The sequence below is a fragment of the Streptomyces hilarionis genome (genome assembly GCF_024539675.1).
GTDB classification, from domain to species: domain Bacteria; phylum Actinomycetota; class Actinomycetes; order Streptomycetales; family Streptomycetaceae; genus Streptomyces; species Streptomyces hilarionis.
In genome coordinates, this window is record NZ_JAHHIT010000002.1 from 128,980 (window position 1) to 153,669 (window position 24,690).

Consider the following 24,690-nt stretch of genomic DNA (forward strand, 5'->3'; position numbering starts at 1 on the left):
CCCCACGCACCCTTTCAGTCTCTTAACGTTTGGTGTGCCCTGCGCGTTCAGCGGTGAAACCGCGGGTTCATGGAGTGAGACACCCCCGGAAGGTAGAGTCCAGCGCCGTGCACCTCAAGGCCCTGACCCTCCGGGGGTTCAAGTCGTTCGCCTCGGCGACCACGCTCCGGTTCGAACCGGGCATCACCTGCGTCGTCGGCCCGAACGGCTCGGGCAAGTCCAACGTGGTCGACGCGCTCAGCTGGGTCATGGGGGAGCAGGGCGCCAAGTCGCTGCGCGGCGGCAAGATGGAGGACGTCATCTTCGCCGGCACCACCGGGCGCCCCCCGCTGGGCCGCGCAGAGGTGTCGCTGACCATCGACAACTCCGACGGGGCGCTGCCCATCGAGTACGCCGAGGTCACCATCACGCGGATCATGTTCCGCAACGGCGGCAGCGAGTACCAGATCAACGGCGACACCTGCCGCCTGCTCGACATCCAGGACCTGCTGTCCGACTCCGGCATCGGCCGCGAGATGCACGTCATCGTCGGCCAGGGCCAGCTCGACTCCGTCCTGCACGCCGATCCGATGGGCCGCCGCGCCTTCATCGAGGAGGCCGCCGGCGTCCTCAAGCACCGCAAGCGCAAGGAGAAGGCGCTGCGCAAGCTGGACGCGATGCAGGCCAACCTCGCGCGCGTGCAGGACCTCACCGACGAACTGCGGCGCCAGCTCAAGCCCCTCGGCCGGCAGGCGGCCGTCGCCCGCCGGGCCGCCGTCATCCAGGCCGACCTGCGCGACGCCCGGCTGCGCCTGCTCGCCGACGACCTCGTACGGCTGCGGGAGGCCCTGGCCGGCGAGATCGCCGACGAGGCCGCCCTCAAGCAGCGCAAGGAGGCCGCCGAGCAGGAGCTGCGCAAGGCGCTGCAACGCGAGGCCCTCCTGGAGGACGAGGTCCGCCGGCTCACGCCGCGGTTGCAGCGCGCCCAGCAGACCTGGTACGAGCTGTCCCAGCTCGCCGAACGCGTCCGCGGCACGATCTCGCTCGCCGAAGCGCGGGTGAAGAGCGCCACCTCGGCGCCCCCCGAGGAGCGGCGCGGCCGCGACCCCGAGGACCTGGAGCGCGAGGCCGCCCGCGTCCGTGAGCAGGAGGCCGAGCTGGAGGCCGCCCTCGAAGCGGCCCGGCACGCCCTGGACGACACCGTCGGCCACCGCGCCGACCTCGAACGGGAACTCGCCGGGGAGGAACGGCGGCTGAAGGACGTGGCCCGCGCCATCGCCGACCGCCGGGAGGGACTGGCCCGGCTGAACGGGCAGGTCAACGCCGCGCGCTCGCGCGCCGCGTCCGCCCAGGCCGAGATCGACCGGCTGGCCGCCGCCCGCGACGAGGCACAGGAACGCGCCGTCGCCGCACAGGAGGAGTACGAGACGCTGAAGGCCGAGGTCGACGGCCTCGACGCCGACGATCACGAGCTCGGCGAGCGGCACGAGACCGCCAGGCTGCGGCTCGCCGAGGCGGAGGCCGCCCTCGCCGCGGCCCGCGAGGCCACCACGGCGGCCGAGCGCAGCCGCGCCGCGACGCAGGCCCGCCGCGACGCCCTCGCGCTCGGGCTGCGGCGCAAGGACGGCACCGGCGTGCTGCTGGGCGCGCGGGACCGCCTGAGCGGTCTGCTCGGTCCCGCCGCCGAACTGCTCACGGTGACCCCGGGACACGAGGTCGCCCTCGCGGCGGCCTTCGGGGCGGCCGCCGACGCGGTCGCCGTGACGACGCCCGCGTCGGCGGCCGACGCGATCCGTCTGCTGCGCAAGCAGGACGCGGGCCGGGCCGCGCTGCTGCTGAGCGGCGCCGCGGACGAGCCGCCCGCGCAGCGGCGCGGCGACGGCCCGCCCTGGGCCGCCGACCTCGTCCGGGGCCCCGCCGAGCTGATGCCCGCCGTGCGCCGGCTGCTGCGCGGGATCGTCGTCGTCGGCACTCTGGAGGACGCCGAGGAACTCGTCTACGGCCACCCCGATCTCGTCGCCGTCACGGCGGAGGGCGATCTGCTGGGGGCGCACTTCGCGTCCGGCGGGTCGGCCGGGGCGCCCAGTCTGCTGGAGGTGCAGGCGTCCGTCGACGAGGCCGCCGCCGAGCTGGAGGAGCTGGCGGTGCGCTGCGAGCACCTCGCCCGGGCGCAGAGCGTGGCGGGGGAGCGGCGCAAGGAGTGCGCCGCGCTCGTCGAGGAGCTGGGGGAGCGGCGGCGGGCCGCCGACCGGGAGAAGTCGGCCGTGGCCCAGCAGCTCGGACGGCTGGCGGGACAGGCGCGGGGCGCCGCGGGCGAGGCGGAGCGGTCCACGGCGGCCGCGGCGCGGGCGCAGGACGCCCTGGACCGCGCCGTCGAGGAGGCGCAGGAGCTGGCCGAACGGCTGGCCGTCGCCGAGGAGATGCCGGTCGAGGAGGAACCCGACACCTCGGTGCGCGACCGGCTCGCCGCGGACGGGGCGAACGCCCGGCAGACCGAGATGGAGGCGCGACTGCAGGTCCGCACCCACGAGGAGCGGGTCAGGGGGCTGGCCGGGCGGGCCGACTCCCTGGACCGCGCCGCGCGCACGGAACGCGAGGCACGCGCGCGGGCCGAGCAGCGCAGGGCGCGGCTGCGGCACGAGGCGGCCGTCGCGGAAGCCGTGGCCCACGGCGCCCGGCAGCTGCTCGCCCACGTCGACGTGTCCCTCGGCCGGGCCGAGGAGGAGCGCGTCGCCGCGGACGCCGCGAAGGCGCGCCGTGAACAGGAGCTGGCCGCCGCCCGCACCGCGGGGCGTGATCTGAAGGCGGAACTCGACAAGTTGACGGATTCGGTTCACCGGGGCGAGGTACTGGGAGCGGAGAAGCGGCTGCGGATCGAGCAGCTGGAGACCAGGGCTCTGGAGGAACTCGGTGTCGAACCGGCGGGACTCGTGTCGGAGTACGGTCCGCACCAGCCGGTGCCGCCCTCGCCCCCCGCCGAGGGCGAGGAACTGCCGGAGGACCCGGAGCACCCGCGCAACCTGCCCAGGGCGTTCGTCCGGGCGGAGCAGGAGAAGCGGCTCAAGGCCGCCGAGCGCGCCTACCAGCAGCTCGGCAAGGTCAACCCGCTGGCCCTGGAGGAGTTCTCCGCGCTGGAGGAACGCCACCAGTTCCTCAGCGAGCAGCTGGAGGACCTCAAGAAGACCCGCACCGACCTGCTCCAGGTGGTCAGGGAGGTCGACGAGCGGGTGGAGCAGGTCTTCACCGAGGCCTTCCGGGACACCGCCCGCGAGTTCGAGGGCGTGTTCGGCCGGCTCTTCCCCGGCGGGGAGGGGCGGCTGATCCTGACCGACCCCGACAACATGCTCACCACGGGCGTCGACGTCGAGGCGCGGCCTCCCGGCAAGAAGGTCAAGCGGCTGAGTCTGCTCTCCGGCGGCGAGCGCTCGCTGACCGCGGTCGCGATGCTGGTGTCGATCTTCAAGGCCCGTCCCAGCCCGTTCTACGTCATGGACGAGGTCGAGGCGGCGCTCGACGACACCAACCTTCAGCGGCTGATCCGGATCATGCAGGAGCTTCAGGAGGCCTCGCAGCTGATCGTCATCACCCACCAGAAGCGCACGATGGAGGTCGCCGACGCGCTCTACGGCGTGTCCATGCAGGGCGACGGCGTGTCGAAGGTGATCAGTCAGCGGCTTCGCTGACGGCCCGGCCGCCCGGCCCCGGGAGCACGCCGCACCTCGCGCTGCCTTCAAGAAGTGAACACATGTGACGTGATCTTGTCTGAGTTCTCACAATTCCCCGCGTTTGATTTTGAAACTTGAAGGCATAAGGTCAGGAACGTTGGATTTACCTTCAGGTGCCACCTACCTGGGGGGCTGACCACACCGGCAGCGTTGCCGGTGGCCCGAGGAGTTCACGTGACCAGCACAGCGCAGGCACCCCAGTCAGGAGCCGGGACGGCTCACCCCGATCATCTCGGGCATGTCATCTTCATCGCCGCGGCGGCAGCGATGGGCGGCTTCCTCTTCGGCTACGACAGCTCCGTGATCAACGGCGCCGTCGAGGCCATCCGGGACCGCTACGACGTGGGCTCCGCGGCCCTCGCCCAGGTCATCGCCATCGCCCTGATCGGCTGCGCCGTCGGCGCGGCGACCGCCGGCCGCATGGCGGACCGCATCGGCCGCATCCGGGTGATGCAGATAGCCGCCGTGCTGTTCACGGTCAGCGCCGTGGGCTCGGCCCTGCCCTTCGCCCTGTGGGACTTCGCCCTGTGGCGGGTCGTCGGCGGCTTCGCCATCGGCATGGCCTCCGTGATCGGCCCCGCCTACATCGCCGAGGTGGCCCCGCCCGCCTACCGCGGCCGGCTCGGCTCCTTCCAGCAGGCCGCCATCGTCATCGGCATCGCGATCTCGCAGCTGGTCAACTGGGGCCTGCTCAACGCGGCCGGCGGCGACCAGCGCGGCAAGCTCATGGGCCTGGAGGCCTGGCAGGTCATGCTCGGCGTGATGGTCGTCCCGGCCGTCCTGTACGGCCTGCTCTCCTTCGCCATCCCCGAGTCCCCGCGCTTCCTGATCTCCGTCGGCCGGCGCGAGCGGGCCCGCGACATCCTGGAAGAGGTCGAGGGCGACAAGATCGACCTGGACGCCCGCGTCGCCGAGATCGAGCACGCGATGAAGAGCGAGCACAAGTCCACCTTCAAGGACCTGCTCGGCGGCTCCTTCTTCTTCAAGCCGATCGTCTGGATCGGCATCGGCCTGTCGGTCTTCCAGCAGTTCGTCGGCATCAACGTCGCGTTCTACTACTCCTCGACGCTGTGGCAGTCGGTCGGCGTCGACCCGACGGACTCGTTCTTCTACTCCTTCACGACGTCGATCATCAACATCATCGGCACCGTGATCGCCATGATCTTCGTGGACCGCGTCGGCCGCAGGCCGCTCGCCCTCATCGGCTCCGTCGGCATGGTCGTCGGCCTCGCGCTGGAGGCCTGGGCGTTCTCCTTCGACCTCGTCGACGGCAAGCTCCCGGCCACCCAGGGCTGGATCGCCCTGATCGCCGCCCACGTGTTCGTCCTCTTCTTCGCCCTGTCGTGGGGCGTGGTCGTCTGGGTCTTCCTCGGCGAGATGTTCCCCAACCGGATCCGCGCCGCCGCCCTCGGCGTGGCCGCCTCCGCGCAGTGGATCGCCAACTGGGCCATCACCGCGAGCTTCCCGTCGCTGGCCGACTGGAACCTCTCCGCGACCTACATGATCTACACGGTCTTCGCCGCGCTCTCCATCCCGTTCGTCCTGAAGTTCGTCAAGGAGACGAAGGGCAAGGCGCTGGAGGAGATGGGCTGACCCACGGGACCGGGGCCGGCTTCGACGAGGCCTTCGCCCCCCCCGAACTCGAGGAGCCGGGCCAAGTCCCCGCTGCCCGCTCCTCGACACCCGTGACGCGTGCTGCCCCGGCTCACCCCCCGAGCCGGGGCAGCACGCGTTCGCAGAACAGCCGCAGACTCCGCCAGCCCTCCTCCACCGGCATCCCGCCCGCCAGCGGGTGCAGGACGAGGTTGTCGAGCCCCTGCGCCACGCACTCGTCCGGCGTCACGATCCGGTACACGCCCTCGTCCCGGAGCTCGTCGACCGTGAGCGCCCCCGACCGCACCGCCGAGCGGATGTCCCCGGACTGCCACGAGGCGTACGTGCGGGCCTCGTGCAGGAAGTGCCCGCCGTACCGGTCCCAGGCCCGGTCCGGATCCTCGGCGACGTGCAGCAGCGGGGTCTCGGCGCCGGGCATCATCGTCCAGCCCTCGGTGCCGTACTCCACCAGCCGCTCCTTGTAGTACGCCTCCAGCTCCGGCAGGTGCGCGCTGGGGAAGAAGGGCAGACCGAGCCGGGCGGCCCGGCGGGCGGCGGCCCGCGAGGAGCCGCCGACCAGCAGCAGCGGGTGCGGCGCGGTCGCCGGGCGCGGGGTGACCCGCACCGTGCGGCCTCGGTGGACGAACTCCTCGCCGGTCCAGGCCCGCAGCACGGTCTCCAGCAACTCGTCCTGGAGCCGGCCCCGGCGCTTCCACTCCACGCCCGCCCGCGCGTACTCCTCGGGCCGGTAGCCGATCCCGGCGACCGTGACCAGCCGGCCCCCGCTCAGCAGGTCGAGCACCGCGATGTCCTCGGCGAGCCGCAGCGGGTCGTGCAGCGGGCCGATGACGGCCGAGACGGTCACCGCCAGCCGCCGGGTCGCCCCGAGCACCGCGCCCGCGAACGTGAACGGGGACGGCAGCCAGTTGTTCTCGACGCCGTGGTGCTCCTCGGTCTGCACGGTCGTGACCCCGTGCTCGTCCGCGTACGCGGCCATCTCCAACGCCGCCCGGTAGCGCACGCCCAGCTCTGCGGGGGTCGCACCGGGCGCGACGAGGTTGAATCGGACGACGGTGACGGGCATGGCGACCCCCTTCGGCGATGTGGGGGGACGGTAACTGACGTAGCGTCAGATGGCCATGCTCGGGAGCCCGCCGGCCGTACGCCCGCTCACGGACCGCCCCCCGACCGCTCGACGGCGGCGGGTGCGCGAGGATCGTTGCGCACGCCCCTTCGGCATTCGGCCGTCGTCGCCCGCACGCCGGACGACTTCACACGAGGAGACACCCCGTGACCTACGTGGACCCCGACACCCGGGCCCGGGCCGCCGCGTACGGTCAGCCGTTCGCCCCGGAGGAGGTCATCGCCGCCGGTCACGACCTGGCGGCCCGGGTCTGCCGGGAGCTCCGGCGCGCCGGCCTGCCCGCTCATGTCCAGCATCCGCAGGAACCGAGCCCGCCCGGCGCCTCGGTGGAGGTCGAGTGCCAGGGCGAACACGCCGGAGGCCTCCACGTCCGGTGGGGCGCCCCGGAACTGGGCGCGGCCGGTCTGCGCGCCGCGGCGGAACGGCAGGACCCGGCGGCGCCGGAGTGGAAGCGCTACGGCGAGGTCGTCGTGCTCATGCAGACGGCGCTGATCGGGATCCTGCGGCTGGCCGGCTTCTCCGTCGTGCCGGCCGAGGAGGTCGACGACCTCGCCGAGGGCGACGTGTTCGTCCACGCCGACACGCCCTCGTGAGATCCGGGCCGCCGCCGATCACACGGGGGCGGTCCGGCGGGCGGCGCGCGCGCTCCGGAGCCGGTGCGGGGGTGTGGACCGGGGGCGGACGGGGACGCGGACCGACGCCGGCGACGCTCGCTCCGGGCATCCGCGCGCCGACCCCGCCAGGGCCCGGCCGGGAGCGCCGACCGGGTACGGGCGACCGGGTCGCCGACCGTCCGGGCGCGGAGGGGTCACGCATACTGGGTGCGTTATGGAAACCGTCATCCTTGCTGTAGTCATCGCCGTGGTCGTGCTCGCGGTGCTCGGCGGGCTCGTCGTCGGCAGTCGACGGCAGAAGTCGCTGCCCCCGCCGCCCCCCACCACGCCCGACATCACCGCCCCGCCGACCGAGCCGCACATCGGCGACGAGGCCGAGACGCCGCGCGACGAACCGCGCCGCACGATCGAGGAGGTGGACCTCCCCGGCGGCCGCGCGAGCGGCACCGCCGTCGAGGAGCCGCCCGCTCCCGAGATCCCCGAACTCGAGATCCCGGAGCCGACGGAGGGCCGGCTGGTCCGCCTGCGCGCCCGGCTCTCCCGCTCGCAGAACGCCCTCGGCAAGGGGCTGCTCACGCTGCTGTCGCGCGAGCACCTCGACGAGGACACCTGGGAGGAGATCGAGGACACCCTGCTCACCGCCGACGTCGGCGTGCAGCCCACCCAGGAACTGGTGGAGCGGCTGCGCGAGCGGGTGCGGGTGCTCGGCACCCGCACCCCGGAGGAACTGCGCGCCCTGCTGCGCGACGAACTCCTCACGCTGGTCGGCACGGACGTCGACCGCACGGTGAAGACCGAGCCCGCGGACCGCAAGCCGGGCATCGTGATGGTCGTCGGGGTCAACGGCACCGGCAAGACCACCACCACCGGCAAGCTCGCGCGCGTGCTCGTCGCCGACGGACGCACCGTCGTCCTGGGCGCCGCCGACACCTTCCGCGCCGCCGCCGCCGACCAGCTCCAGACCTGGGGCGAGCGCGTCGGCGCCCACACCGTGCGCGGCCCCGAGGCCGGCGATCCCGCCTCCGTCGCGTTCGACGCGGTGAAGGAGGGCAAGGAGATGGGGGTCGACGTCGTCCTCATCGACACCGCCGGCCGGCTGCACACCAAGACCGGGCTCATGGACGAGCTCGGCAAGGTCAAGCGGGTCGTCGAGAAGCACGCGCCGCTGGACGAGGTGCTGCTCGTCCTCGACGCCACCACCGGGCAGAACGGGCTGGTCCAGGCCCGCGTCTTCGCCGAGGTCGTGGACATCACCGGCATCGTGCTGACCAAGCTGGACGGCACCGCCAAGGGCGGCATCGTGGTCGCGGTCCAGCGCGAGCTGGGCGTGCCGGTCAAGCTGGTGGGTCTCGGCGAGGGCGCGGACGACCTGGCGCCCTTCGAGCCGGAGGCGTTCGTCGACGCCCTCATCGGCGACTGAGACGGCACGCGGCGCCGTCCGGATCCGACGAGCGCCCCGGATCCGAGGAGCGCCGCGGTGCGAGGCGGCCGGGCCCGTGCCGGCCGTCGCCGCCCGACCGCGAGAAGCGCCCGCCCCCAGGTGCAGTGGGGAGCGGGCGCTTCGCCTGTGTACGCCCTCGTACGCGCCCCACGGCCGTGCGCCCGTCGGGCACGCCCTACGCGGTGTGCCCGACGGGCGCGCCGCGGGTCCGTCTCAGGCGCGTGAGCGGTGGGCCAGGTAGGCGAGGGTGCCCAGCAGCAGCCGCGCCTCCGGCGGCCGGGTGGCCGAGTCCAGCGCGGGTGGACGCAGCCAGCGCGCCGGGCCGAGGCCGCCGCGGTCGGAGGGCGGGGCCGTGATGTGCGTGCCGGGGCCGAGACCGCGCAGATCGAGGGCGGTGGGGTCGTCCCAACCCATGCGGTAGAGCAGTCCGGGCAGTTCGGCGGCGGCGCCCGGCGCGACGAAGAACTGGGTGCGTCCCTGCGGGGCGGCGATGACCGGGCCGAGGGGCAGGCCCATGCGCTCCAGCCGGACCAGGGCGCGCCGCCCGGCGGCCTCGGCGACGTCGAGCACGTCGAACGCGCGCCCCACGGGAAGCATGATCGCGGCGCCCGGGAACTCGGACCAGGTCCTGCTCACGTCGTCGAGGGTGGCTCCGGCGCAGACCCGGGGGGCGAACTCCAGCGGGTGCGCGCCCGGCGCGCGGCAGTCGGGGCGGCCGCACGAGCAGACGCCCGCCGCGGCCCGCGCGCCCGGCACCGCGTCCCAGCCCCACAGTCCCGTGAACTCGGCGACGGCGGTGCACTCGGACGCGCGGCCCCGCCTGCGCGCCCCGGATCGGATCTCGCGAATGCCGCCGATCGTGAAGCCCATGCCCCCTCCAACGGGTCCGACTGCCCCCTCCAACGGGTCCGCCGCGGTGATGGTTACGCAGCGGTCCCGCGATGTGACTCTCTGTGTTGTCGCTTCCCGCGGGCCGCGTGTTCCAGGCAGCGCCCTCAAGCGTCCGCGGTGGCGTGGCCGACCGCGCGCGCCCCTGAGTGCATCGCTCCGCTCACTCCCGGCTGTCCTGTGTCAAGTGAATCGCGGACGGGCCACCGAGAGTTCATTCGAAGGGGTGGCGAATGGTGGCGATTCCGGGATCGCCATGGCTGGGAGCGTGATCGTAGGACTACGTTGAGTGTGCGGGTCACGGAGGCACATGCGCTTGTGGGTATGCCGGAGGCAAGTCGCCTTTCCGTTCGAAGGGTGACAAGTCCCGTACGGCGGGCCGTATTTACCGGCATTCTGATAGGGCTTGGCGCACTCGGTGACAAGTGGTCTCAGGAATGGGGGCGTTCCAGTGAGCGGCAACGGCGCAAGCGGAACCAACGCTGCGGGCGCGGACAAGCGCCCGAACGAGCTGCTCACTTCGTGGTTCGTGCGCAGCGGCTGGTCCAAGGGCGAACTGGCGCGCCAAGTCAACCGCCGGGCACGCCAGTTGGGCGCCAACCACATCTCCACGGACACCTCCCGGGTGCGCCGCTGGCTGGACGGCGAGAACCCCCGCGAGCCCATCCCCCGGATCCTCTCCGAGCTGTTCTCCGAGCGCTTCGGCTGCGTCGTGTCGGTCGAGGACCTGGGACTGCGCGCCGCGCGCCAGGCCCCCTCCGCGACCGGCGTCGACCTGCCGTGGACGGCCCCGCAGACGGTGGCCCAGCTCAGCGAGTTCTCGCGCAGCGACCTGATGCTGGCCCGGCGCGGCTTCCTCGGCACCTCGCTCGCCCTGTGCGCGGGACCCTCCCTCGTCGAGCCGATGCAGCGCTGGCTGGTCCCCTCGCCGCCCGCCCCGCTCGCGGAGCCGGACGCGATGCCGACCAGCCGGGCCCGCGGCCGGCTCTCCCGGCCCGAGCTGGAGCTGCTGGAGTCCACCACCGTGATGTTCCGGCAGTGGGACGCCCAGTGCGGCGGCGGGCTGCGCCGCAAGGCGGTCGTCGGACAGCTGCACGAGGTGACCGACCTGCTCCAGGAACCGCAGCCCGAGGCCACCTCGAGGAAGTTGTTCAAGGTCGCCGCCGAACTGGCGGAGCTGGCCGGCTGGATGTCGTACGACGTCGGCCTGCAACCCACCGCGCAGAAGTACTTCGTCCTCGCCCTGCACGCCGCCAAGGAGGCCGGCGACCGGCCGCTCGGCAGTTACGTGCTGTCCAGCATGAGCCGCCAGATGATCCACCTCGGCCGCCCCGAGGACGCGCTGGAGCTGATCCACCTCGCGCAGTACGGCAGCCGGGACTGCGCCAGTCCGCGCACCCAGTCCATGCTGTATGCGATGGAGGCCCGCGCCTACGCCAACATGGGACAGCCCGGCCGGTGCAAACGGGCGGTGCGGATGGCCGAGGACACCTTCGCCGAGGCCGACGAGTGGGACGAGCCGGACCCGGACTGGATCCGCTTCTTCTCCGAGGCCGAGCTGTACGGCGAGAACAGCCACTCCTTCCGCGACCTCGCCTATGTCGCCGGCCGCAGCCCCACCTACGCCTCGCTCGCCGAGCCCCTGATGCGCAGGGCCGTCGAGCTGTTCGCGGGCGACGGCGACCACCAGCGCTCCTATGTGCTGAACCTGATCGGCATGGCCACCGTCCATCTGCTGCAACGCGAGCCCGAACAGAGCGCCACCCTCGCCACACAGGCCATGAGGGAGGCGAAGAAGGTGCGCTCCGAGCGGGTCAACACCCGGATCCGCAAGACCGTCGACAGCGCTGTACGCGATTTCGGGGAGCTCTCCGAGGTCGTGGACCTCACCGAACGTCTCACCATCGAGCTCCCGGAGACGGCCGAGGCGGTCTGACCGCCTCGCAGCACCCCCGGTACCCCGGCCGCGGCCGGCCCTCCCGAACAGCCCGACTCGGCTCCCCCGTGCCAGGTCATCGGAAGGCCGACCGCGGCCGGTCCTTCTTCTGGCCGTCCTCCGGCTGTGCAGGTTGCGCCACGATAACGATCCGCTCGGCGGACATCAGGCAGTTCATCGAGGCGTAACGCAGGAGTCGTCTTCGTCACGGCGGCGAAACAACGAGGGGCTTCCGCCGAAACCGCGCTGCGCGAATCTCATGGCGCATAACCGGCCCACCCCTCACGAACCCGCTCTGGCTTCGCCCGCACGGGGCCGTACCTACGACGAGGAGACGCCGATGGCAGCAGCCATCACGCTTGCCGCGGAGGCACCCAAGCTGTCCTCCGCGAACACAGGCTTCATGCTCATCTGTTCCGCCCTGGTGCTGATCATGACCCCGGGCCTCGCCTTCTTCTACGGCGGCATGGTCCGCGTCAAGAGCACGCTGAACATGCTGATGATGAGTTTCATCAGCATGGGGATCGTCACCATCCTGTGGGTGCTGTACGGCTTCTCACTCGCCTTCGGGACCGACTCCGGCAGCCTCATCGGGTGGAACTCCGACTGGGTGGGCCTCAGCAACATCGGCCTGACGCAGCTGTGGGACGGCTACACCATCCCGGTCTTCGTGTTCATGGTCTTCCAGATGATGTTCGCCATCATCACGCCCGCCCTGATAAGCGGTGCGCTCGCCGACCGCGTGAAGTTCTCCGCCTGGGCGCTGTTCGTCGCCCTGTGGGCCACCGTCGTCTACTTCCCGGTCGCGCACTGGGTCTGGGGCGCCGGCGGCTGGGCCTTCGAGCTGGGCGTCATCGACTTCGCGGGCGGCACGGCGGTCCACATCAACGCCGGCGCCGCGGCCCTCGGCGTGATCCTCGTCATCGGCAAGCGCGTGGGCTTCAAGAAGGACCCGATGCGCCCGCACAGCCTGCCGCTGGTCATGCTCGGCGCCGGTCTGCTGTGGTTCGGCTGGTTCGGCTTCAACGCCGGTTCGTGGCTCGGCAACGACGACGGCGTCGGCGCGCTCATGTTCGTCAACACGCAGGTCGCCACCGCCGCCGCCATGCTCGCCTGGCTCATCTACGAGAAGATCCGCCACGGCGCGTTCACCACGCTGGGCGCCGCCTCCGGCGCGGTCGCCGGCCTGGTCGCCATCACCCCCTCGGGCGGTGCGGTCTCCCCGCTCGGCGCGATCGCCGTCGGCGCCATCGCCGGTCTGCTGTGCGCCATGGCCGTCGGCCTGAAGTACCGCTTCGGCTACGACGACTCGCTCGACGTCGTGGGCGTCCACCTCGTCGGCGGTGTCCTCGGCTCCCTGCTGATCGGCTTCTTCGCCACCGGCAAGGGCCAGTCCACCGCGACCGGCGTCTTCTACGGCGACCACTCCTTCGACCAGCTGTGGAAGCAGTGCGCCGGCGTCTTCGCGGTGCTCGCCTACTCCCTGGTGGTCTCCGCGGTCCTCGCCTTCCTCCTCGACAAGACCATCGGCATGCGGGTCTCCGAGGACGACGAGATCGCCGGCATCGACCAGGCGGAGCACGCCGAGACCGCATACGACTTCAGCGGGGCCGGCGGTGGCGCCGCCCGCACGACCGCCGCCCTGCCGACCGCGGTCGCCGGCGCGAGCAAGAAGGTGGACGCATGAAGCTCATCACGGCCGTCGTCAAGCCCCACCGGCTCGACGAGATCAAGGAAGCCCTCCAGGCCTTCGGCGTGCACGGCCTGACGGTCACCGAGGCCAGCGGTTACGGTCGTCAGCGGGGACACACCGAGGTCTACCGTGGCGCCGAGTACACCGTCGACCTCGTCCCCAAGATCCGTATCGAGGTGCTGGCCGAGGACGACGACGCCGAGCAGCTGATCGACGTCATCGTCAAGGCGGCCCGCACCGGCAAGATCGGTGACGGCAAGGTCTGGTCCCTCCCGGTCGAGACGGCCGTACGGGTCCGCACCGGCGAGCGCGGCCCGGACGCGCTCTGACGGCAGAACAGAACAGGAGTCGCTGGGTGACGAGTACGGACGTGGCGATGGATGCAGAGGACTCGGGACCCAGCGGCTACGCGGCGGCCCGGCTGCGCCTCCTCACCGAGGGGGCGCGGTCCGGGCCGCCGCGCCGTGCGGCCCTCGCGGAACTGACCGACGAGTGGCTGGCGGGCCTGTTCGCCGCCGGCGCCGAGGACGTCAGGGGCGTGTCCCTGGTCGCCGTCGGCGGCTACGGCCGCGGCGAGCTGTCCCCGCGCAGCGACCTCGACCTCCTGCTGCTGCACGACGGCGGCGACGCCAAGGCGGTCGCGGCCCTCGCCGACCGCCTCTGGTACCCCGTCTGGGACCTGGGCCTCGCCCTCGACCACTCCGTGCGCACCCCGGCGGAGGCCCGCAGGACCGCCGGGGAGGACCTCAAGGTCCAGCTCGGCCTCCTCGACGCCCGCCACCTCGCCGGCGACCTCGGCCTGACCGCCGGGCTGCGGACCTCGGTCCTCGCCGACTGGCGCAACCAGGCGCCCCGGCGGCTGCCCGAGCTCCAGGAACTCTGCGCCGAGCGCGCCGAACGCCAGGGCGAGCTCCAGTACCTGCTGGAACCCGACCTCAAGGAGGCGCGCGGCGGGCTGCGCGACGCCACCGCGCTGCGCGCCGTCGCCGCCTCCTGGCTGGCCGACGCGCCCCGCGAGGGCCTGGCCGACGCCCGCCGCCGGCTCCTCGACGTCCGCGACGCCCTGCACCTGGCCACGGGCCGCGCGACGGACCGGCTCGCCCTCCAGGAACAGGACCAGGTCGCCGCCGAGCTGGGGCTGCTGGACGCGGACACCCTGCTGCGGCAGGTCTACGAGGCGGCACGCGTCATCTCCTACGCGAGCGACGTCACCTGGCGCGAGGTGGGGCGCGTGCTGCGCTCGCGCGCCGTGCGGCCCCGGCTGCGCAGACTGGTGGGGGAGCGAAGCGACTTCCTCAGAAGGGCGGTGGCGGGCGACGGGAGGGCGCTCGGCGGTGGCAAGCCCGCGCCCGAGCGGTCGCCGCTGGCCGAGGGCGTCGTCGAACAGGACGGCGAGGTGGTGCTCGCCCGGGCCGCCCGCCCCGAACGCGACCCCGTGCTCCCGCTGCGCGCCGCGGCCGCCGCGGCGCAGGCCGGCCTGCCGCTCTCCCTGCACGCCGTCCGCCGCCTGGCCGCCACCGTACGGCCCCTGCCCACGCCCTGGCCCGCCGAGGCCCGCGAGCAGCTCGTCACCCTGCTGGGCTCCGGACGGCCCACCGTCGAGGTCTGGGAGGCGCTGGAGGCCGAGGGCCTGGTCACACGGCTGCTGCCCGACTGGGAGCGGGTGCGCTGCCGGCCGCAGCGCAACGCCGTGCACATCTGGACCGTCGACCGCCACCTCATCGAGACGGCCGTGCGCGCCTCGGAGTTCACCCGCCGCGTCAGCCGCCCCGACCTCCTCCTGGTCGCCGCCCTGCTGCACGACATCGGCAAGGGCTGGCCCGGCGACCACTCGGTGGCGGGCGAGATCATCGCCAAGGACGTCGCCGCCCGCATCGGCTTCGACCGCGCGGACGTGGCGGTGCTGTCGACCCTCGTCCGGCACCACCTGCTGCTGATCGAGACCGCCACCCGGCGCGACCTGGACGACCCGGCCACGGTCCGCTCGGTCGCCGACGCCGTCGGCTCGCAGAGCACCCTGGAACTGCTGCACGCGCTCACCGAGGCCGACGCGCTCGCCACCGGGCCCGCCGCCTGGTCCTCCTGGCGAGGCTCGCTCGTGGCGGACCTGGTCAAGCGGGTCGCGGCGGTCCTCGCCGGGGACGAGCCGGACGAGCCCGACGCGGCCGCGCCCACGGCCGAGCAGGAGCGGCTCGCCATCGAGGCCGTCGCCACCGGCAGCCCGGTGCTGTCCCTGCACGCCCAGACCGAGCCGCCCGCCGAGGACGGCCCCGCCGGCGACCCCGAGCCGCTCGGCGTGGAGCTGCTCATCGCGGTGCCCGACCAGCCCGGCGTGCTGCCCGCCGTGGCCGGGGTGCTCGCCGTGCACCGGCTGACCGTGCGCACCGCCGAACTGCGCGCCGTGGACCTGCCGACCGGCGTCGAGGGCTCGGTCCTGCTGCTGAACTGGCGGGTCGCCGCCGAGTACGGCTCCCTGCCCCAGGCCGCCCGGCTGCGCGCCGACCTCGTCCGCGCCCTCGACGGCTCGCTCGACATCGCCGGACGGCTCGCGGAACGGGACGCCGCCTACCCCCGCCGCCGGGGCGTGGTGGCGCCGCCGTCCCGCGTCACGGTGGCCTCCGCGGCCTCCCGGCACGCAACCGTCATCGAGGTGCGCGCCCAGGACGCGCCGGGCCTGCTGTTCCGCATCGGGCAGGCCCTCGAGGACGCGGGCCTGCACGTGCGCAGCATGCACGTCTCCACCCTCGGCGCCAACGCCGTGGACGCCTTCTACGTCACCGGAGGCGACGGCGCGCCCCTGCCCGCCGACGAGGCCGCCTCCGTCACCCGCAAGCTGGAGGAGACGCTGCGGGCGTGAGCGCGGGCCGCGCACGCGTCGTCCCCGTCCGCCGAATACAGCAGGCGGGGACGAATGCCTTGCGCGGCCGGATACCCTGGAAGACGCTCAGACTGCCCCCGACTCCGAGGACCGACGCCGCCGTGTTCGATACTCTCTCCGATCGCCTTTCAGCGACCTTCAAGAACTTGCGCGGCAAGGGGCGCCTGAGCGAAGCGGACATCGACGCCACGGCGCGCGAGATCCGCATCGCGCTGCTCGAAGCCGACGTCGCCCTTCCGGTCGTCCGCACGTTCATCAAGAACGTCAAGGAGCGGGCCCTCGGCGCCGAGGTCTCCAAGGCGCTGAACCCCGCCCAGCAGGTCCTGAAGATCGTCAACGACGAGCTCGTCACGATCCTCGGCGGCGAGACCCGCCGGCTGCGCTTCGCCAAGCAGCCGCCCACCGTGATCATGCTGGCCGGCCTCCAGGGCGCCGGCAAGACCACCCTCGCGGGCAAGCTCGGCCGCTGGCTGAAGGAGCAGGGCCACTCGCCGCTGCTCGTCGCCTGCGACCTCCAGCGCCCCAACGCCGTCAACCAGCTCAGCGTCGTCGCCGAGCGCGCCGGCGTGGCGGTGTACGCCCCGCAGCCGGGCAACGGCGTGGGCGACCCGGTGCAGGTCGCCAAGGACTCCATCGAGTTCGCGAAGGCCAAGGTCCACGACATCGTGATCGTGGACACCGCCGGCCGCCTCGGCATCGACGCCGAGCTGATGCGGCAGGCCGCGGACATCCGCGACGCCGTCTCCCCGGACGAGATCCTCTTCGTCGTCGACGCGATGATCGGTCAGGACGCGGTCAACACCGCCGAGGCCTTCCGCGACGGCGTGGGCTTCGACGGCGTCGTGCTCTCCAAGCTCGACGGCGACGCCCGCGGCGGCGCCGCCCTGTCGATCGCCTCGGTGACCGGCAAGCCGATCATGTTCGCCTCCAACGGCGAGAAGCTCGACGAGTTCGACGCGTTCCACCCCGACCGGATGGCCTCCCGCATCCTCGACATGGGTGACCTGCTCACCCTGATCGAGCAGGCGGAGAAGACGTTCAGTCAGGAAGAGGCCGAGAAGATGGCCTCCAAGCTGGCGTCCAAGAAGGGCCAGGACTTCACCCTGGACGACTTCCTGGCCCAGATGGAGCAGGTCAGGAAGATGGGCAGCATCTCCAAGCTGCTCGGCATGCTGCCCGGCATGGGCCAGATCAAGGACCAGATCGCCAACCTCGACGAGCGCGACGTCGACCGCACGGCCGCGATCATCAAGTCGATGACCCCGGGCGAGCGCCAGGACCCGACGATCATCAACGGCTCGCGCCGCGCCCGTATCGCCAAGGGCTCCGGCGTCGAGGTGAGCGCGGTCAAGGGCCTGGTCGAGCGGTTCTTCGAGGCCCGCAAGATGATGTCCCGCATGGCCCAGGGCGGCGGCATGCCGGGGATGCCGGGGATGCCGGGCATGGGCGGCGGCGCCGGCCGGACGAAGAAGCAGCCGAAGCAGGCCAAGGGCAAGCAGCGCTCCGGCAACCCGATGAAGCGCAAGCAGCAGGAGCTGGAGGCGGCCCGCCGGCGCGAGGCCCAGGCGCAGGGCGGCAACGCGCTCGGCCTGCCCCAGCAGGGCGCTCAGGACTTCGAGCTGCCGGACGAGTTCAAGAAGTTCATGGGCTGAGGCCCCGCAAGGCCGTGAGGGCGTTCTCCGTGCCGGAGGGCGCCCTCAGCGCATGCCGTGCCGCGCGCTCTGCCGTAACGTCCAGATATGAGCAATGCCGCTCCGGCGCGCAAGGCCCCCGACCAGCCATGGCGAAGCGAGGGCACCCCGGACGACGGACAGCGTTCCCCCGACGGCAGGAGGCCGCGGGGCCGCTGGTGGGGGCTGGCCGTCACCGCGGTGATCGTCTTCCTGCTGGTGTACATCGGGCTGAACTACCTCGGCGGGGGAGACGAACCGACGATCTCCTACACGGAGTTCAGCAGACAGGTCGACTCGGGCAACGTCGAGAAGATCTACTCCAAGGGCGACGCCATCCAGGGGCAGTTGAAGAAGGCCCGCGACGACCCCGACGGCGGCGGCCAGTACACCACCTTCAAGACCCAGCGCCCGGCCTTCGCCGACGACGACCTCTGGCAGAGCCTGGACCGCCAGGACGTCACGGTGACCGCCCGACCGGTCGTGCAACAGCGCAGCCTGCTCTCCAACGTGCTCCTGTCGCTGGCGCCGATCGTGCTGCTGGCGGCCCTGTGGATCTTCTTCGCCCGACGCATGGGCGGCGGCCTCGGCGGCGCCGGCGGGATGCTCGGGCGCAAGGCCCCGCCCAAGCCGGTGGAACTGCGGCCCGACGGCCGGCGCACCACGTTCGCCGACGTCGCCGGCATCGACGAGGTCAAGGGCGAACTGGACGACGTCGTCGACTTCCTCGAACACCCCGAGCTGTACCGGCGGATGGGCGCGAAGATGCCCCGGGGCGTGCTCCTCGCCGGCTCGCCGGGCACCGGCAAGACCCTGCTGGCGCGCGCGGTGGCGGGCGAGGCGGGCGTGCCGTTCTTCTCCGCCTCGGCCTCCGAGTTCATCGAGATGATCGTCGGCGTGGGCGCGTCCCGGGTCCGCGAGCTGTTCGCCGAGGCCCGCAAGGTGGCGCCGTCGATCATCTTCATCGACGAGATCGACACCATCGGCCGGGCCCGCGGCGGCGGCGCCTCGGTCAGCGGGCACGACGAGCGCGAGCAGACCCTGAACCAGATCCTCACCGAGATGGACGGCTTCACCGGCTCCGAGGGCGTCATCGTCATCGCGGCGACCAACCGCGCCGACATCCTCGACCCGGCGCTGACCCGGCCCGGCCGCTTCGACCGGGTGGTCAGCGTCTCCCCGCCGGACCGTGCCGGGCGCGAGGCGATCCTCGCCATCCACACCCGCGAGATCCCGCTCGCGTCCGACGTGGACCTGACCCGGGTGGCCCGGACGACCCCCGGCATGACGGGAGCGGATCTGGCCAACCTCGCCAACGAGGCCGCCCTGCTCGCCGTCAAGCGCAAGCAGGAGCAGGTCACGCAGTCCGACCTGTCCGAGGCGCTGGAGAAGGTGCAGCTCGGGGCCGAGCGCACGCTGGTCATGCCCGAGGAGGACCGCCGGCGCACCGCCTTCCACGAGAGCGGCCACGCCCTCCTCGGCATGCTTCAGCCCGGCGCCGACCCGGTCCGCAAGGTGACCATCGTGCCGCGCGGACGGGCCCTCGGGGTGACCATGTCGACCCCCGAGGTCGAGCGGTACGCGCTCTCCGAGGAGTACCTGCGCGGCCGGATCATCGGCGCACTCGGCGGGATGGCGGCCGAGCAGGTCGTGTACGACGTCGTCACCACCGGCGCGGAGAACGACCTGGAGCAGGTCACCAACATCGCCCGCGGGATGGTCGCGCGCTGGGGCATGAGTGAACGGGTGGGCCGGCTCTCCGCCCTTCCCAGCGACGCCCAGCAGGCCTACGGCCTCGCGGCTGCCCCGGCGACGCTCGACGTCATCGACAGCGAGATGCGCCGCCTGGTCGACGAGTGCTACGACGAGGCCTGTCGCAAACTCCGCGACCACCGGGGGCAGTTGGACGCCCTCGCTCTGGCGCTGCTGGAACACGAGACGCTGGAGGAGGCGGACGCGTACCGGATCGCCGGCATCTCCCGGCTGACCAAGCCCGACGCGCAGGCCTGACGGTCACGGCCCTCGGCCGGGTGGCGTCAGGGAGTGCGGGCGATCAGGTACCGGAACACGTTCGGCATCCACACCGTCCCGTCCGGCCGCCGGTAGGGATGCAGCGCCTCGGCGACCTCCTTCTCGACCTGCGCCTGGTCCGTCGCCGCCACCGCCGCGTCGAACAGGCCCGTCGAGAGCAGCCCCTTGAGGGCGCTGTCCAGGTCGGCGTACCCGAACGGGCAGGCCACCCGTCCCGAGCCGTCCGGCCGCAGTCCGGCCCGCCGGGCGACCTCCTCCAGGTCGTCGCGGATGGCCGGACGTAACCGGACCGTGCCGCGGTCCTGGTCGGCCAGCTTGGCCGCGACCCGTAGCACCGCGGTGGTGGCACAGCGCTCGGGCGGCCCCCAGCCCGCCAGCACCACGGGCGCGCCGCGCCGGGCGAGCGGCGCCGCGGCCGCCAGGAGTTCGGCCAGTTCCTCCGTGTCGCCCGCCACGCGTCCGATCGGCTCGAACGCCGTGACCACGGTGTACGGGGCCGGCCGGCCGCCCGGCCGGTCCGCGTCCGCCGTGGGCAGCCGGTCGGTGAGCCGGGCGTCCCCCCGCGCGCGAGATCCCGGGCCGTCGCCGAGCAGCCGCTCGCGGGCGAGGGCCAGCCGGGCGGGGGAGGAGGGCTCGACGCCGGTGAAGGCCGCGCCCGCGGAGGCCGCCATCACCAGGGCCAGTCCGGAGCCGCAGCCGAGGGACAGGAGCCGGGTGCCCGGCCCCACGTCCAGCCGCTCGTGGACCGCCTCGTAGAGCGGGACCAGCATCCGTTCCTGAATCTCGGACCAGTCACGCGCGCGGGCGACCGGATCCGCGTGGGACGTCCCCGCGTGAGCCAGGTGCTGTCGCACGAGCACAGGTGTCATGGAAAAGCGCCCCAATCCGCCGGGAGTCTGCCGCTCGACTCGCTCAGGTGGGCCCCCGTGCAGTGCCCTCGCACCGCTCCCGTATGCCAGGTAACTCCCCGTCTGCGGCCGCGTCCAGGGGTTGAGGGGCCCTGGTTGGGGACGGCATGTGCCTGTGGCGAGAATTCACATTCCGGCAACTCGGGGCCGTACCATCGCGTCATGACCGGGGCCCCCGCACCCGTCGGCCGCCGAGGGCGGCCCGGTGCCGGACGGCGGGAACGGTCGCGGTAACGTCACGGTCGTGGCACGCGCTTACCGGGACGGCGCCCTCCGTCGGCGAGAGCGTCCGAAACGCCTCTTGCGCCCCTCGGAACGTCCGCACCCCGGCGCGCGGAGCGGTCCTACGCGCCGGGTCGTAGCGCGGACTACGCACCAGCTTGGTATGAGCTGTGAGGCTTCTCCGCAGATCAGCGCACCCGCCCTCGTCCGGACGCATCAGTGCCAACTGACGGGTACGTGCAAATTATTTGGGATGCCCCGGAATAGGAACACAGGGGCACCCCCGCTCGTTGTCATTACGTGAGCACGACACAGACACCACCAGTTCTCGCCGCAGAGCTGGCAGAGGCGTGGGCCGACATTCAGCGGTACCACCCCGAGCTGCCGGATCTCGCCGCGCCAGAGTCCCTGATCGGGGAGTCGTCGTCCGCCTGCGGTCACGAGCTCTCCTTCGAGCGACTGCTCCATGAGGCAGTCCACGGCATCGCCGCCGCCCGAGGCGTCCGCGACACCTCCCGTGCCGGCCGCTACCACAACCGCAGATTCCTCGCGATCGCCGAGGAGCTGGGGCTGGACCACCCCGAGGAGCCCCACCCCAGCAGCGGGTTCTCCCTGGTGACGCTCAACCCGGAGGCCAAGCGTCGCTACCGGCCCACCATCGAGCGCCTCCAGCGGGCCCTCAAGGCCCACACGGCGGCCACCTCCGCCGACACCGCCCGCACCTTCCGCGGCCCCGCGGCCCGGCACGGCTCCTCGGGCGGAGGCGTCCGGGTCAAGGCCGTCTGCGACTGCGGGCGCAACGTCCGGGTCGTGCCCTCGGTCCTGGCCCAGGCGCCGATCGTGTGCGGGGGCTGCGGCAAGCCGTTCCGGATCCCGGAGATCGCCGGCGCGGCGTAGCCCGGGCGGCCCGGCACCGGCATCTCGTGGCTGCCGGTCGAGGGCGTACGGCACGGGCGTGTGCGGCCGGGGCCCGGCGGCGTCGGCCGCACATCCGACAGGCGTCCGTCACGCCGGACGCCTCCGTGGTGTGCCCGGCCGCGGGCGGGCCCTCGGCCCGAGGCGACCCGCGGTGTGTGGCACAATGGCAAGCTGTACTCGACAGTCGCACAGGACCCCTCTCTCCTCCGGCTGACGCGTCCATCGGGGCACTCGGGTACCGCAACCCCACGCGGCGACCAGGCCGTGCCCCATCACGTCAAAACCAGGAGAACCCACTCCCGTGGCAGTCAAGATCAAGCTGAAGCGTCTGGGCAAGATCCGTTCGCCTCACTACCGCATCGTCGTCGCCGACTCCCGTACCCGTCGTGACGGTCGTGCGATCGAGGAGATCGGCAAGTACCAGCCGACGTACCACCCCTCGATCATCGAGGTCGACGCCGACCGTGTCGCGTACTGGCTGGGTGTCGGCGCGCAGCCGACCGAGCCCGTGCTCGCCATCCTGAAGAAGACCGGCGACTGGCAGAAGTTCAAGGGCGAGCCCGCCCCGGCGCCGCTGCTCGTCGCCGAGCCGAAGAAGGCCCGCCCGTCGTTCGAGGCCCTCGGTGGCGACGACTCGGGCAAGGGTGAGGCGATCACCCAGAAGAAGAAGGCCGAGAAGAAGGACGAGGCTGCCGCCGAGTCCTCCGAGCCGACCGAGGCCTGAGCAGCATGCTCGAAGAGGCGCTTGAGCACCTCGTGAAGGGCATCGTCGACAACCCCGACGATGTGCAGGTCGCCTCGCGCGACCTGCGCCGCGGGCGCGTGCTCGAGGTCCGGGTCCACCCGGACGACCTCGGCAAGGTGATCGGCCGCAACGGCCGCACCGCGCGCGCTCTGCGCACCGTCGTGGGCGCCATCGGCGGCCGGGGCGTCCGCGTCGACCTCGTCGACGTGGATCACGTCCGCTGACGCGTTTCGCAGCACCGGCTCGGGCCGGGGAGGGCCACTGGGCCCTCCCCGGCCCGTAGTCGTTGCGGCGCGACGGGCATGACACGCAACAGGTTCGCCACGCTCGACAGGTTCGACAGGCACGACAGGTTCGACAGGCACGACAGGAGATCTTGAGAAGTGCAGCTCGTAGTCGCACGGATCGGCCGCGCCCACGGCATCAAGGGCGAGGTCACCGTCGAGGTACGCACCGACGAGCCGGAGCTGCGGCTCGCGCCCGGCGCCGTCCTGTCCACGGACCCGGCCTCGACCGGCCCGCTGACCATCGAGACCGGCCGGGTGCACAGCGGCCGTCTCCTCCTGCGCTTCGAGGGCGTGCGCGACCGCAACGCCGCCGAAGCCCTGCGCAACACGCTCCTGATCGCCGACGTCGATCCCGAGGAGCTGCCGGAGGAGGAGGACGAGTACTACGACCACCAGCTGATGGACCTGGACGTCGTCACCAGGGACGGCGAGGAGGTGGGCCGGATCACCGAGATCTCCCACCTCCCCTCGCAGGACCTGTTCATCGTCGAGCGGCCCGACGGCAGCGAGGTGATGATCCCGTTCGTCGAGGCGATCGTCGTCGAGATCGACCTCGAGGAGCAGCGGGCGGTCATCGACCCGCCGCCGGGGCTGATCGACGACCGCGCCGAGATCGCCTCCTCGCGCGACGCGGACGCCGACGGGGACGCGGCCGGGGACGAGTCCTGATGCGCCTCGACGTCGTCACGATCTTCCCCGAGTACCTGGAGCCGCTGAACGTCTCCCTCGTCGGCAAGGCCCGCGCGCGTGGCCGGCTCGACGTGCGGGTGCACGACCTGCGGGAGTGGACGTACGACCGGCACAACACGGTCGACGACACGCCTTACGGCGGCGGCCCCGGCATGGTCATGAAGACCGACCCCTGGGGCGACGCCCTCGACTCGGTGCTGGCCGACGGCTACGAGACGGGCGCGCGCGCCCCGGCGATCGTCGTCCCGACCCCGAGCGGGCGTCCCTTCACCCAGGAACTGGCCGTCGAGCTCTCCGGACGCCCCTGGCTGATCTTCACGCCGGCCCGCTACGAGGGCATCGACCGGCGCGTGGTCGACGAGTACGCGACCAGGGTCCCCGTCTACGAGGTCTCCATCGGCGACTACGTGCTGGCCGGCGGGGAGGCCGCCGTGCTGGTCGTCACCGAGGCGGTGGCCCGTCTGCTGCCCGGCGTCCTCGGCAACGCCGAGTCCCACCGCGACGACTCCTTCGCCCCCGGCGCCATGGCCAACCTGCTGGAAGGCCCCGTGTACACCAAGCCGCCCGCCTGGCGCGGCCGGGAGATCCCGGAGGTGCTGCTCAGCGGGCACCACGGCAGGATCGCCCGCTGGCGACGGGACGAGGCGCTGCGCCGCACGACTGCCAACCGGCCCGACCTGATCGAGCGCTGCCCGCCGAAGTCCTTCGACAAGAAGGACCGCGAGATGCTCTCCATCCTGGGCTGGACACCCGATCCCGAGGGCGAGCCCCACGGTCGATTTTGGCGCAGGACCGACGGCGTGGAACAATAGGTCGCTGTTGTGCGCCGTCCGGTGTGCGCCCCTGCCACAGGGGGACACGACGCCCGCCTCGACGGGCACACGGCACTCAATCCTCGAACATCTAGTTCCGTTGATGACCTGTGGCATCAGCGAAGAAAGCAGACGAAATGTCTCACCTGCTCGACACCGTCGACGCCGCGTCGCTGCGCAGCGACGTCCCGGCCTTCCGTCCGGGCGACACCGTCAACGTCCACGTCCGCGTCATCGAGGGCAACCGCTCCCGTGTGCAGCAGTTCAAGGGCGTCGTCATCCGCCGTCAGGGCGCCGGTGTCCGCGAGACCTTCACGGTCCGCAAGGTCTCCTTCTCCGTCGGCGTGGAGCGCACCTTCCCCGTGCACACCCCGATCGTCGAGAAGATCGAGCTCGTGACCCGCGGCGACGTGCGTCGCGCCAAGCTCTACTACCTCCGTGAGCTGCGCGGCAAGGCCGCGAAGATCAAGGAGAAGCGCGACAACTGAGCGCCTTCCGGGGTTCACAGAGGGGCCG

General features: G+C 72.5%; 19 protein-coding genes. 16 read left to right on the forward strand and 3 right to left on the reverse strand.

The window, feature by feature from the left end:
- The first annotated feature begins 107 nt into the window (after window positions 1-107).
- Entirely contained in the window at window positions 108-3,662 is a 3,555-nt protein-coding gene (gene smc, locus KMS84_RS01040) for a chromosome segregation protein SMC (RefSeq protein ID WP_256914061.1), read from the forward strand.
- A 216-nt stretch (window positions 3,663-3,878) separates the two neighbouring features.
- Window positions 3,879-5,297: a sugar porter family MFS transporter gene (locus tag KMS84_RS01045; protein WP_256914062.1), complete on the forward strand. Its 1,419-nt coding sequence runs from the start codon at window positions 3,879-3,881 to the stop codon at window positions 5,295-5,297.
- Window positions 5,298-5,409: 112 nt separating this feature from the next.
- Here KMS84_RS01045 and KMS84_RS01050 read toward each other — a convergent pair whose 3' ends face one another.
- On the reverse strand, window positions 5,410-6,381 hold the full coding sequence (locus tag KMS84_RS01050; protein WP_256914063.1) for an LLM class flavin-dependent oxidoreductase: 972 nt from the start codon (window positions 6,379-6,381) through the stop codon (window positions 5,410-5,412).
- 206 nt (window positions 6,382-6,587) lie between these two features.
- Here KMS84_RS01050 and KMS84_RS01055 point away from each other — a divergent pair, with 206 nt between their 5' ends.
- Both KMS84_RS01055 and ftsY read left to right on the forward strand, forming a co-directional pair.
- On the forward strand, window positions 6,588-7,034 hold the full coding sequence (locus KMS84_RS01055) for a hypothetical protein (protein ID WP_256914064.1): 447 nt from the start codon (window positions 6,588-6,590) through the stop codon (window positions 7,032-7,034).
- 235 nt (window positions 7,035-7,269) lie between these two features.
- Entirely contained in the window at window positions 7,270-8,475 is a 1,206-nt protein-coding gene (ftsY, locus tag KMS84_RS01060; RefSeq protein WP_256914065.1) for a signal recognition particle-docking protein FtsY, read from the forward strand.
- A 234-nt stretch (window positions 8,476-8,709) separates the two neighbouring features.
- Here the strand turns inward: ftsY and KMS84_RS01065 are convergent, their stop codons facing one another.
- Window positions 8,710-9,366: a bifunctional DNA primase/polymerase gene (locus KMS84_RS01065; RefSeq protein WP_256914066.1), complete on the reverse strand. Its 657-nt coding sequence runs from the start codon at window positions 9,364-9,366 to the stop codon at window positions 8,710-8,712.
- A gap of 469 nt (window positions 9,367-9,835) precedes the next feature.
- Between KMS84_RS01065 and nsdA the strand changes: the two genes are divergently transcribed.
- From nsdA to ftsH, 6 genes are all read left to right on the forward strand, one after another.
- Window positions 9,836-11,320: a transcriptional repressor NsdA gene (gene nsdA, locus KMS84_RS01070; protein ID WP_256914067.1), complete on the forward strand. Its 1,485-nt coding sequence runs from the start codon at window positions 9,836-9,838 to the stop codon at window positions 11,318-11,320.
- Window positions 11,321-11,660: 340 nt separating this feature from the next.
- Entirely contained in the window at window positions 11,661-13,007 is a 1,347-nt protein-coding gene (locus tag KMS84_RS01075; RefSeq protein ID WP_256914068.1) for an ammonium transporter, read from the forward strand.
- Window positions 13,004-13,342 carry a P-II family nitrogen regulator gene (locus tag KMS84_RS01080; protein WP_003997576.1) on the forward strand — a complete coding sequence of 113 codons (339 nt, stop codon included), beginning with the start codon at window positions 13,004-13,006 and terminating at the stop codon, window positions 13,340-13,342. The genes KMS84_RS01075 and KMS84_RS01080 overlap by 4 nt, the downstream gene beginning before the upstream one ends.
- Window positions 13,343-13,368: 26 nt before the next feature.
- A complete protein-coding gene (locus KMS84_RS01085) occupies window positions 13,369-15,870 on the forward strand; it encodes a [protein-PII] uridylyltransferase (RefSeq protein WP_256914069.1) in 2,502 nt (833 codons plus the stop codon).
- 122 nt (window positions 15,871-15,992) lie between these two features.
- Window positions 15,993-17,543 (forward strand): signal recognition particle protein, encoded by a 1,551-nt coding sequence (gene ffh / locus KMS84_RS01090; protein WP_256914070.1) that lies wholly within the window; start codon window positions 15,993-15,995, stop codon window positions 17,541-17,543.
- An 87-nt stretch (window positions 17,544-17,630) separates the two neighbouring features.
- Window positions 17,631-19,571 (forward strand): ATP-dependent zinc metalloprotease FtsH, encoded by a 1,941-nt coding sequence (gene ftsH, locus KMS84_RS01095; RefSeq protein WP_256914071.1) that lies wholly within the window; start codon window positions 17,631-17,633, stop codon window positions 19,569-19,571.
- A 26-nt stretch (window positions 19,572-19,597) separates the two neighbouring features.
- On the opposite strand, the gene KMS84_RS01100 is transcribed toward ftsH, so the two are convergent.
- Complete coding sequence (locus KMS84_RS01100; RefSeq protein ID WP_256914072.1) at window positions 19,598-20,461, reverse strand: class I SAM-dependent methyltransferase; 864 nt, start codon at window positions 20,459-20,461, stop codon at window positions 19,598-19,600.
- Window positions 20,462-21,022: 561 nt separating this feature from the next.
- Between KMS84_RS01100 and KMS84_RS01105 the strand changes: the two genes are divergently transcribed.
- The 6 genes from KMS84_RS01105 to rplS all read left to right on the forward strand — a co-directional run bounded on the left by KMS84_RS01105 (window position 21,023) and on the right by rplS (window position 24,662).
- Entirely contained in the window at window positions 21,023-21,619 is a 597-nt protein-coding gene (locus KMS84_RS01105; protein WP_069773287.1) for a hypothetical protein, read from the forward strand.
- A gap of 322 nt (window positions 21,620-21,941) precedes the next feature.
- On the forward strand, window positions 21,942-22,364 hold the full coding sequence (gene rpsP, locus KMS84_RS01110) for a 30S ribosomal protein S16 (RefSeq protein ID WP_079659230.1): 423 nt from the start codon (window positions 21,942-21,944) through the stop codon (window positions 22,362-22,364).
- Between the two features lie 5 nt (window positions 22,365-22,369).
- Complete coding sequence (locus tag KMS84_RS01115) at window positions 22,370-22,609, forward strand: RNA-binding protein (protein WP_005479813.1); 240 nt, start codon at window positions 22,370-22,372, stop codon at window positions 22,607-22,609.
- Window positions 22,610-22,768: 159 nt separating this feature from the next.
- The gene (gene rimM, locus KMS84_RS01120) at window positions 22,769-23,341 is read left to right on the forward strand and encodes a ribosome maturation factor RimM (RefSeq protein ID WP_256914073.1); all 573 of its coding nucleotides are present in this window, start codon (window positions 22,769-22,771) and stop codon (window positions 23,339-23,341) included.
- Window positions 23,341-24,174, forward strand: a complete 834-nt coding sequence (trmD, locus tag KMS84_RS01125) for a tRNA (guanosine(37)-N1)-methyltransferase TrmD (protein WP_256914074.1) — start codon at window positions 23,341-23,343, stop codon at window positions 24,172-24,174. Before rimM ends, trmD begins: the two co-directional genes overlap by 1 nt.
- A 137-nt stretch (window positions 24,175-24,311) precedes the next feature.
- Window positions 24,312-24,662, forward strand: a complete 351-nt coding sequence (gene rplS / locus KMS84_RS01130; RefSeq protein WP_030943163.1) for a 50S ribosomal protein L19 — start codon at window positions 24,312-24,314, stop codon at window positions 24,660-24,662.
- The last annotated feature ends 28 nt before the right edge of the window (window positions 24,663-24,690 follow it).